Source organism: Rickettsia endosymbiont of Culicoides newsteadi (assembly GCF_002259525.1).
In the GTDB taxonomy this organism is placed as follows: domain Bacteria; phylum Pseudomonadota; class Alphaproteobacteria; order Rickettsiales; family Rickettsiaceae; genus Tisiphia.
The window spans coordinates 1-10,110 of the sequence record NZ_MWZE01000043.1 but is presented as its reverse complement, the minus strand read 5'-3'; the positions used below and the strand labels follow the sequence as shown (position 1 = coordinate 10,110).

Below are 10,110 nucleotides of genomic sequence, written 5' to 3'. Positions count from 1 at the left end.
AAATCAAGAATACTATTAAGAAATTCTTTTAGCCTCTCCAGATCACTAAAGATTTTCTTAAATAGACTATCATTTGTCGGGTCTAATATTTTTGCATATCAACTACTTCCTTCTATATGCTCGATGTCCTTCAAGAAAGACAGTGTAATCACTTTCCTGCTGAACGAAATTCATAAATACTAATAGGTATGCTGATCGGATAAAATTAAGGTTTGTGATATTTCTCAATCATCCAATCTACAAATGTACTATCAACAGACTGTTTTTTCAGAGCATATTCATATATTTCTTTTATTAGAGCTGTAAGATTAGTAAATGAAAAGTTTAAATTTTTTTCAATTAACATATTAATTGTTATACTAGTAGCCTTGCTAAAGATTTTCATCTGCTCAACAGTTAGCACCTCAAGGTTTATTTCACTGTCAACAATAAGAGCTTCCAAATTAACATCTAAGGCTTTGGCAATTAATTGCAAATTACTAGCACTAGGATTTTTTGAGCTACCATACAAAATGCTATAAACAGTATTTCTACTTATTCCAGTTTTCTTTTCTATTTCTACAGCATTAATATTTTTTTGAATCATTAATGAGTTAAGTTTGGTCTGTAAGTTTACCATATATAACACTTTATTTGTAAAAATTGATATATGTCAATTGATGAGAAATTGTTGAAGCCTTCGCTCAATGCTCGCCTATTACTCATAGGCGTCCTCATCGTTCATGCTACCCAATTCCCATGAATTGACTATATTTAAATATTAAGGTATCTCAATCAAAAAGTAAACAAATAATAATTTATTAATTTATATTTGATTATAATAAATACAAATTATCAAAAATCCTATGCAAATTATCCACCAAAAGCAGATTCAGAAGAATTATTTTGCTTTCTAGAACCACCACGAAAGCTACTAAGTTTTTTAGATCTAGTTGGATGTTTCAATTTACGTAGTGCTTTGGACTCTATTTGTCTAATACGTTCCCTAGTAACGTTGAATTGCTGCCCTACTTCTTCCAATGTATGATCAGTATTCATCCCTATACCAAATCTCATTCTTAGAACTCTTTCTTCACGAGGAGTAAGGGTTGCTAATACTCTAGTTGTGACCTCCCGTAAGTTCGATTGAATTGCCGCATCAAGTGGTAATATAGCATTTTTATCTTCAATAAAGTCTCCCAAATAGCTACCATCATCATCGCCTACTGGATTTTCCAAGCTAATTGGTTCTTTAGCTATCTTCATCACTTTACGTACTTTATCAACTGGCATAGAAAGGCGAGCGGCAATTTCTGCTGGAGTTGGTTCATAACCTAACTCATTCAACATCTGCCTAGAAGTACGGATAATTTTATTAATGGTCTCAATCATATGCACAGGAATACGTATGGTTCTAGCTTGATCAGCAATAGCTCTAGTAATAGCTTGTCTAATCCACCAAGTAGCATAAGTAGAAAATTTATACCCTCGACGATACTCAAATTTATCAACTGCCTTCATTAACCCAATATTTCCTTCCTGAATTAAATCTAAAAACTGCAATCCACGATTTGCATATTTTTTAGCAATCGAGATAACTAGACGAAGATTAGCTTCTATCATAGCCTTTTTTGCCCGAAGAACCTGTCTTTCACCTTTTTGTATGGTATGCACTAATTTTTTAAATTCAATAATTGGCAAACCGCTAATCACTTCCATGCTTCTTAATTCGCTAATCATTTGATCCGTGACATCAGATTCTTTAGCAAGGAAGTTCCTCCAATTAGCATTTTTATTTTTTTGCATTTGCCTTTTCCAATTCTCATCAATTACTGCTCCCATATATTCACTTAGGAAAGATTGACGAGTTACGCCATATTTTTCAGCTAATTTAAGAAAATTTCCTTCTTTATGCACTAATTCTTTATTCAGACTATATATTCTATTAAGAATTTCCTCCGTTCTTTTAGAGTGAAAATGGATAGCAGAAATTTCAACAATTATTAATTGTAAATTCTTGGCATATTTTTTGTTATCTTGCAACCCCTTAGGTTGAGGATAACGTGCATAATGTTTTTTTGCTTCAACTAACAACTCTTCAGAAAGTTTAGCAATTTTTTCCATACGCTTGACAACAGCAGGTAATAACTGTAATTCAATAGTAGCTATTGATAAATTACTAGCTTCTTCATGCTCTTCATGGTCTGATTCCAGATCGTTATTATGATTTTCTTCAGAATTACCACAATATTCGTGAACCATATTAGCTTCTAAATCAATCAAATCTCGAAGTAAGATTTTTTCATTAGCTAAATCCTCATGCCATTTAATAAAGAATTTCATCGATATTGGATTTTCACAAAGTGATTTAACCATTATCTCTTTGCCTTCCTCAATATCTTGAGCTACTTCTATTTCAGCCTCACGAGAAAAGAGTCCTACTCCACCCATATCTCGTAAATATAATCTTACTGGATCATCGGTTGAGCCTATATTTTCTTCTTCACTGTCATCCTCAGGCTCACTATCAACATTATTAGATAGTTTAAATTCTTCATCTACATTAATATCAAGTTTAATCTCATCTTCATCGCCTTCTATAATATCAACTCCAGCCTCAGAAAACTTTGATATTACCTTTTCTAGATCATTTACTGATATATTATTAGTGATTGGAATAACTTTATTTATATCACAATAAGTAACTGCCTTACCTTTTGCTTTGGCTGATTTAACTAAGTTATCAACTGCTTCGCCTTTTTCATCTATATTCTTTTTCACTTCTGTCATAATTTATAAACCTTAAGTCAATTAGTAAAAGATTCGTTTAGATTATAAAGTTCTTTAGAGACCCTCATAATTTCTTCTCGGTATAGCATAGCTTTTTTCAATTCTTCATCCGTTCCATTTTGAATAATGGAACTATATTCTTGTTTTAATAGTACTAGGTGATGTTTCTTATGCAACCATTGCCAAAGCAAGTCAGAATCTATATCATTCTTGTTAAATGATAAATCTAGAAATAGATTATTAGATTTTGACAATAGCGAAAAAGTCTCATAAAATCCAGCTTTTTCTGCCAAATCAATAATATTCTCATGATCTAACACATCATTGCTAATAATCTCTGCAAAATACCAATCACGAAAATCTTCAAGCATTTTGTTTTGAAAATTTAACGTTAATAAAAAATCCTTTATTTCTTGCTTGTTAACTATCTCTGGAAACTTTACTAACATCATACAAAAAACTTGTTCTAACATCTCAATTTCCGAATAGTCAGGAGCTGAAAATATTACATTTGAATTTCTTACCCCTCCCTTACTTTGACGTTTAATTAAATTTTGCCATATTTGCTCTTTAAAATATCTATAGTAATTATGGCTAAGAGTCCTATCTTTTATTTGCTTACAATAATCTTCAAGATTCTTTTCCAAAATAGCTTTATCTTCCGGGGTTACAAAACTCTTACCTTCATATTCGGAACGCCAAATCATTTCGGATAGATTAATCCTTTTATCAAAAATTTTGGCAAAGCCCCCTGCCCCATCTTTATTGATAATATCATTAGGATCACTGCCGCCAGGTAACATCACAAAGGAAATTTTCTTATTACCATTTATCAACGGCAATACTAGGTTAATTACTCGCTGAGTAGCTTTTATCCCCGCCATATCACCATCTAAACAAAGTGCTATTTCATCTCCGGCACGCCATAATTTCTGCAAATGATTCTCTGTAACCGCAGTACCAAGACTTGCTACTGTCTCTTTAAAACCAGCCTGATGCAAGGCAATAACATCTAAGTACCCCTCAACCAAGATTGAATGGTTTTTCTTATAAGCAACACTAATCGCATTATTCTCTCCATATAATGTTTCATTTTTCTGAAATAATATGGTTTCCGGAGAATTTAAATATTTAGGCAATCCATTACCAATTACTCGTCCTCCGAACCCAATTACCTTGTTATAAATATTCCTAATCGGAAAAATTATCCGGTTATAAAATATCTCATACATTGTACCATCATTTCCCTTGCCCACTAAGCCTGCTTTTTGAAGTTTTTTCAAAGATATTGATTTTTTTTCAAAAAATTTCTGCAATTCCTTAGCCGGAGGAGCAAAACCAATAGAAAATTCCTTAATTGCCTCTTTACTAATACCGCGGTCACGTAAATAATTACATACTTCTTGTGACAATTGTGAGGTAAAAAACCTTTCTGCGATCCCTAAGATATCAAGTAGTTCATCAGATTCTTCATGCAATTTTTGTTGCTCTACGGTTAATTTAGGCAATTCAATGCCATAATCATTGGCAAGTTTAATAGCTGCTTCTTTGTAAGATAAACCGTTAAGGCTAGCAACAAATTTTATAACATCTCCATGAACAGTGCAGCCAAAACAGTAATAGAACCTCTTGGCGTCATTCACAGTAAATGATGGAGATTTTTCAACATGAAAAGGACATAGACCCAAGTAATTCCCAGATTTTTTAGTTAAAACTACTTTTTGCCGAACAATATCTGATAAATTAATCCGGGTTCTAAGAAGTTCATAAAATTCTAATGGAATTCTCATAAACCTAAAATAAAGGTGAATATAATCGTAGAAAAGCAGTAAGTAAGAGGTATTAATAAATTATCGTTGATCAATAAATCTTTTGCATAAAATTCACCAATAGTAGTAACTACAGAACTAATTATGATAACAGTAAAACTAGTATGATAACCGATGAAAAAATACACCAACATGCTAATAAAAATTGCAGAAATTAGAAAAGCAATAGAACCTTCCAGTGACTTACCATTTTCTAGAGGCTTACCTATTTTAGTACCAACTAATGCCGCAAGACAATCAGCTATTATCAATATCAACCAAGACGAAATCGCTAAACCTTTTGAAAATAAAAGAGCTGTCAAAAAAAATCCAATTGCCATAAAACTACTACCACTTAACCTGAATAAACCGCTCTGTTCCTCGGGTCTCATAAACTTTCTAAGAAATCTATCTGTGAATTTTTTAATATATAAATTGTAGTTCCTGGCAATATCTACATATAATACACAGGCAGTAAGTAAAAATAATAGTGTAGTAATAATTAATTTAGATGAAAATAAATAAAATAGTGGTATAATCAAGCTGTATAAATGGAAGGTTTTGCGTTGTATCTCAAATTTAAATATTTTAGTTTGCATGATAATCTAAAAGGGCTGTTTGACAAAGTTTAACACAACAAATATACTAGAAAACTTAACTTAGACAAGACATATTATTATGACGAAATTTCCTATTACACATAAAGGGTTCGATAGCTTAGAGAAAGAAATCAAACACCTTAAGCATATAGAAAGACCAAAAGTAATTGAGGCTATAGCAACAGCTAGAGATTTTGGGGATTTATCTGAAAACGCGGAATGGCATGCAGCACGGGACAAACAAAGTTTTATTGAAGGTCGAATTTTAGATCTTGAAGATAAAGTAGCAAGAGCTGAAATTATTGACACATCAAAACTCTCAGGTGACAGCATAAAATTTGGTGCTACAGTTAAGTTGATCGATGACGAAACAGAGGAAGTAGTTGTGTACCATATCGTTGGAGAATACGAAGCAGATATAACTAAAAAGAGAGTATCGATCGTATCGCCAATCGCTAAGGCTCTCATTGGTAAAGGGGTTGGAGATATAGTGGAAGTTACAACTCCTAAAGGTTCAAAATCTTATGAGGTTTTGGAAGTAACCTATCAGGAACTAGTCGATATTTAAGATATAGGAGCAATCCATAAGTCATATATGGACGAGTGAATCTGTTGTCATACCCGCTTCGGTGCGGAATCTAGACCACAACTGTTGAAAGTTGGAAGAGGAAGCAGTTTTAGACCAGGTAGTTTAAAGTCATATGTGGTCAACGTCATTGCGAGAAAGACCGTAGGTCAACGAAGCAATCCACAAAAGTAATCAAAAGTGGATTGCCACGACCTACTTGAGTGGTCTCTCAATGACAGAAAACCTATCTAAAACCTGCTTTACCTTCTAACTTTCAACAGTTGTAAGGCTCACGCCTTCTCGCAATGACGTTTTTATGCTGTTTAATACTTATAGAATAAAAATTGTAGGGTACTATGGTGACGACGTCACCAACTTCCCATCAATTGACTATAGTTGTGCTATATACCATTTTACGCATAGTAATAAAACCTTTAGGAGCAGGATTGTTATCAACAAATTCCAGTATTTGTTTGGCATTTGCAAAGGCTGTTTTTGAGGTAGTATCAACTGTTAAATCATATTCACGCAAGCTACTTGCGTGAACTCTGTCTATTTGATCATTCGATAAACCTATCGCATCACAGCGTAGAATTTCCCGCTCCTGCATCACTGAAAGATCACAGAAAACTCCAACAAAATAGACAATATAGCTACTCAAGGTTTTTATGTAAGATTTGAGACCGGAGTCATCAAATAATACTTCATCAATAATAATATTATTTCCTCGGCTTGCAAGCAGATTGGCAAAATCTGGCATTACACCAAAAAGTTGCTCACCTTTTTCTCCACTCTCAACCCGCATAGTTGCCCCCCGATCATTTGTTCCTGACACAAAGGTAAAATATTCAGTAGATACTTTATCATTATATGAGCATGGCATCATATTGATAAAACTATCTACACCAAAAGTAAGCCAAGAATCCTTACTTAAATGTTGTATTGATCTTGCGATAGATGTTTTACCGGCAGAACCACATCCATTTAAAAATATAATCTTACTCATCTTGTACCTTCCTGATATTTTGTATTGCTACTATAACTCTCCCAATTTGTCTAGAGCAAATTTTTATAAATGATTAGAGGAATACAATAAAATTAGCTATAGTAATAAGTTAGGATATCAATAAATTAATAGAAGCACTATGGATAAAAATATTATCACTACAGAATATAAAGAGTTTTTAGAACAGTTAAAAGCCCGTGTATCTATAAGTCGTTATCAAGCAGCCCGATCTGTTAATAAAGAGCTGATAATTTTATACCACCATATTGGTAGCGAAATTTTAACTCGTCAAGAGCAACATGGTTGGGGTGCTAAGATAATTGACAAACTTAGCCGTGATTTAGTATCTGCTTTTCCTGAAATGAAAGGATTTAGCACTCGAAATCTGAAATATATGCAACAATTTGCTAAAGAATATCCTGATCCTGCATTTGTGCAAGAGGTGCTTGCACAATTAACATGGTATCATAATCTAACTCTTTTGGATAAGATTGCAGATAAAGAAACTCGTTTGTTTTATATTAAACACGCCATTGCATATGGTTGGTCAAGAAATGTAATGGTTATGCAAATTGAATTAGCTCTACATAAACGTCAAAATCAAGCTATAACAAATTTTAAAGATAAACTACCATCCCCGCAGTCAGATTTAGCCCATTATACTCTAAAAGATCCATATATTTTTGACTTCCTCAGCATAGGCGATGAAGCTCATGAGAGAGAAGTTGAAAGGGCATTAGTTTCTCACATGGAGAAATTTCTTCTTGAACTTGGAGCAGGCTTTTCCTTTGTAGGACGACAATATAAATTGTCAATAGGAAATGAAGACTATTATGTTGATCTGTTGTTCTATCATTTGCAACTCAGAGCCTTTATTATTATTGAACTCAAGACAGGTAAATTTTCTCCTCGTGATGTAGGACAATTGAATTTCTATTTATCAGCTGTTGACGATTTATTAAAGCAGCCGGGAGATAATCCATCTATAGGCTTAATTCTTTGTAAAGATAAAGGAGAACAAATCAAGGCTGAATATGCACTGCGAGACATGACTAAGCCGATTGGGCTTGCTGAATATAAGTTGGCTGAAAGCTTGCCAGAAAATATTAAAACATCCTTACCAACCATTGAAGAGCTTGAAGATGAATTGTCCAAGGATATTAATGCTCTTGAGCAGACAACTGCTAAATTGCAATCATTAACTAACTTGCTAGCTAAAGAAAGAGAATTATTACACGAACTTGCCGAGAAAAATGCTACTTTAGCAGCTGAATTAGTAGCACTACATTATGCTACATATGCATTAGCGTATCAAAAAGAGAAAATAGCAGATGCAAGTAGTACAGCATTAGAAGAGTTAGAGAACATTGTAAAAATATGTGGTGGTTATGCAAAATTAGGCTTAACCCCAGTATAGACACAATTATACTCAAATCATTTGAATATATAGCTAATCGGCTTAGCTATAACGCCAAGGTGGAGCAGCCAAAGAAACTGGTAAGTTTCTTACAGTAATAACTGTATCTGCTAATGAATAATAATCATCCACCCTAATTAAAGCTATTGCCATGTTCTGATAAGCTGAACATACTACGCCAATTCTTGTATTATTGGCGATAATTTCATCGCCTTTCACGATATCTAAACTACCAGTATTACCGGAATCTATGTTAATGGATAATTTAAATATTTTTTTTCTTACAACTCCTTGGTATTTTGTTCTGGAAACAACTTCCTGCCCAATATAACAACCCTTACTGTAACTTATAGCATTTAACTCCTCAGCCCCATATTCGATGGGAATAGACCTATTGGCAATTAAATCATCATAGCCATCAACTATGGCAAAATTATATTTATCCTGCTGATATAAGCCTTCTATTCTGGTGGTTGTTAAAAAATCATCTTTATTAATAATTGAACGAAAAGCAAGTTGGTTATAACGAGGGTCTTGGTGGCTATTAAGTGGCAATTGCTGCTTTGAGTAAATAACCTGATAGGCGTTAGTTAAGTCATTCACTTCAATTTTAGCACGTAACTTGTAATGCACTAAGTGATTTTTAAATAAATCAGACTGATTAATATTTATATCAATAAAAAACCTCGTTGCCGATAATTTCAATACAAAAAAATCAAACAAATATCTCCCTTGGTTAGTTAGAGCATAGCTATAACAATAATCGTTATTTTTTATATCATTAGTGATCAAATTATGCAAAAAATTCATCGCATCATCACCAGAAACTTCAATGATTGATCTATTTGTTAATATTTCATACATAACTACCAACTATTACATTTTAATTGACTTTGTAACTTTTATAACTACTATAGCATAATGAAGCAACAATTGTTTGCCATAAATTATTTATTATATGAGATGCACTTCCTACTGTACTACTTCTGAATACAAAATGAACGATTTAGTAATAAACCTCAATAAAATCGGTCTTGAACCTAAATATTTCGATGATGTACTATATATTCAAAAAGAACAAGGGGAAAATTTAAATCCTATCGATGTTTTCTTTTTCCCTTTCGGTTGCGTTACTATATGGGGAGCTGAAGAAAGCCAAGAAAAAATGCTCCTTGCAGAAATAGCAGCTCTTAAAACTAATCAAAATGACGAGCTAGTTTCCGACTTTATTTATTTTGATTATGATGAAGCTACTGGTAAAACATTTATCGATGAAGAAAAAAACCAAATCATTCTTGCCGATAAATCAACTTTTATAAAATTATCTATCTCGCATGCTTTAGCTCAGTCAGTTAAGCTTAGTGTACTAGAAAAATCGGTAAGTAATCTAATTGTAAAAACCACCCCAATTCAACAAGAACTAGCCAGTACAGGTAGTGTATCACTTTCCAAAAAAGAAATATCTCAACAAATTGGGATATTATTTAACGAACGATATTCAATTAATTTACACAGCGATATACTGGATACTCCTGAATTCTTTTGGCGTCGTCCTAGTTACGAACCTTTATACTTAATGACTGCAGAGTTCCAAGATATTCAAATTCGTCAGAATATTCTTAATAATCGACTAAATATGATTCATGAACTTTACAATATTTTGTCAAATGACTTAAACTGTAAACACTCTACTAGACTTGAATGGATCATTATAATATTGATTACTATAGAAGTTGTGCTATCCCTTGCTCATGACAATCTCTTTTTCAAAATCATTTCCTATCTTATAGGCAAGATTTGAGATTTTAGATATAGTCAATTCAGGAAAATTTGGGGCTAGGAGGTTGCCTGCGATAACTAATTAGTGATACTGGACTGAAAAATCAAGACAAAAAAATAATAATTTTGTTTCCCATTTTTGCATTTTTCAAGCTGCAATTTGT

Annotated in this window: 8 protein-coding genes and 1 pseudogene; 3 read left to right on the top strand and 6 right to left on the bottom strand. The window is 32.9% G+C overall.

What is annotated here, in order from left to right:
- Positions 1-205 precede the first annotated feature (205 nt).
- The 4 genes from RiCNE_RS04075 to RiCNE_RS04060 form a co-directional block, all read right to left on the bottom strand.
- Complete coding sequence (locus tag RiCNE_RS04075; protein WP_094649341.1) at positions 206-619, bottom strand: helix-turn-helix domain-containing protein; 414 nt, start codon at positions 617-619, stop codon at positions 206-208.
- Positions 620-852: 233 nt separating this feature from the next.
- Complete coding sequence (gene rpoD / locus RiCNE_RS04070) at positions 853-2,769, bottom strand: RNA polymerase sigma factor RpoD (protein WP_094649340.1); 1,917 nt, start codon at positions 2,767-2,769, stop codon at positions 853-855.
- Between the two features lie 17 nt (positions 2,770-2,786).
- Positions 2,787-4,559 carry a DNA primase gene (gene dnaG / locus RiCNE_RS04065; protein WP_094649339.1) on the bottom strand — a complete coding sequence of 591 codons (1,773 nt, stop codon included), beginning with the start codon at positions 4,557-4,559 and terminating at the stop codon, positions 2,787-2,789.
- Entirely contained in the window at positions 4,556-5,176 is a 621-nt protein-coding gene (locus RiCNE_RS04060; protein ID WP_094649338.1) for a diacylglycerol/polyprenol kinase family protein, read from the bottom strand. The genes dnaG and RiCNE_RS04060 overlap by 4 nt, the downstream gene beginning before the upstream one ends.
- A 76-nt stretch (positions 5,177-5,252) precedes the next feature.
- Between RiCNE_RS04060 and greA the strand changes: the two genes are divergently transcribed.
- Entirely contained in the window at positions 5,253-5,744 is a 492-nt protein-coding gene (gene greA / locus RiCNE_RS04055; RefSeq protein WP_094649337.1) for a transcription elongation factor GreA, read from the top strand.
- 382 nt (positions 5,745-6,126) lie between these two features.
- Here the strand turns inward: greA and RiCNE_RS04050 are convergent, their stop codons facing one another.
- Positions 6,127-6,750: a chloramphenicol phosphotransferase CPT family protein gene (locus RiCNE_RS04050; RefSeq protein WP_094649336.1), complete on the bottom strand. Its 624-nt coding sequence runs from the start codon at positions 6,748-6,750 to the stop codon at positions 6,127-6,129.
- A 139-nt stretch (positions 6,751-6,889) separates the two neighbouring features.
- Between RiCNE_RS04050 and RiCNE_RS04045 the strand changes: the two are divergent.
- Positions 6,890-7,906 (top strand): annotated as a pseudogene (locus RiCNE_RS04045) (PDDEXK nuclease domain-containing protein); the annotation flags it as partial.
- Positions 7,907-8,209: 303 nt separating this feature from the next.
- On the opposite strand, the gene ygfZ reads toward RiCNE_RS04045, so the two are convergent.
- On the bottom strand, positions 8,210-9,031 hold the full coding sequence (gene ygfZ / locus RiCNE_RS04040; protein WP_094649334.1) for a CAF17-like 4Fe-4S cluster assembly/insertion protein YgfZ: 822 nt from the start codon (positions 9,029-9,031) through the stop codon (positions 8,210-8,212).
- 133 nt (positions 9,032-9,164) lie between these two features.
- Here ygfZ and RiCNE_RS04035 point away from each other — a divergent pair, with 133 nt between their 5' ends.
- Positions 9,165-9,968: an RMD1 family protein gene (locus RiCNE_RS04035; RefSeq protein WP_094649333.1), complete on the top strand. Its 804-nt coding sequence runs from the start codon at positions 9,165-9,167 to the stop codon at positions 9,966-9,968.
- The last annotated feature ends 142 nt before the right edge of the window (positions 9,969-10,110 follow it).

Excerpts from the sequence above, each read along its gene's own strand:
- ygfZ (WP_094649334.1), bottom strand. The coding sequence starts at position 9,031 with ATGTATGAAATATTAACAAATAGATCAATCATTGAAGTTTCTGGTGAT.
- RiCNE_RS04060 (WP_094649338.1), bottom strand. The coding sequence starts at position 5,176 with ATGCAAACTAAAATATTTAAATTTGAGATACAACGCAAAACCTTCCAT.
- RiCNE_RS04050 (WP_094649336.1), bottom strand. The coding sequence starts at position 6,750 with ATGAGTAAGATTATATTTTTAAATGGATGTGGTTCTGCCGGTAAAACA.
- RiCNE_RS04075 (WP_094649341.1), bottom strand. The coding sequence starts at position 619 with ATGGTAAACTTACAGACCAAACTTAACTCATTAATGATTCAAAAAAAT.
- dnaG (WP_094649339.1), bottom strand. The coding sequence starts at position 4,559 with ATGAGAATTCCATTAGAATTTTATGAACTTCTTAGAACCCGGATTAAT.
- rpoD (WP_094649340.1), bottom strand. The coding sequence starts at position 2,769 with ATGACAGAAGTGAAAAAGAATATAGATGAAAAAGGCGAAGCAGTTGAT.
- RiCNE_RS04035 (WP_094649333.1), top strand. The coding sequence starts at position 9,165 with ATGAACGATTTAGTAATAAACCTCAATAAAATCGGTCTTGAACCTAAA.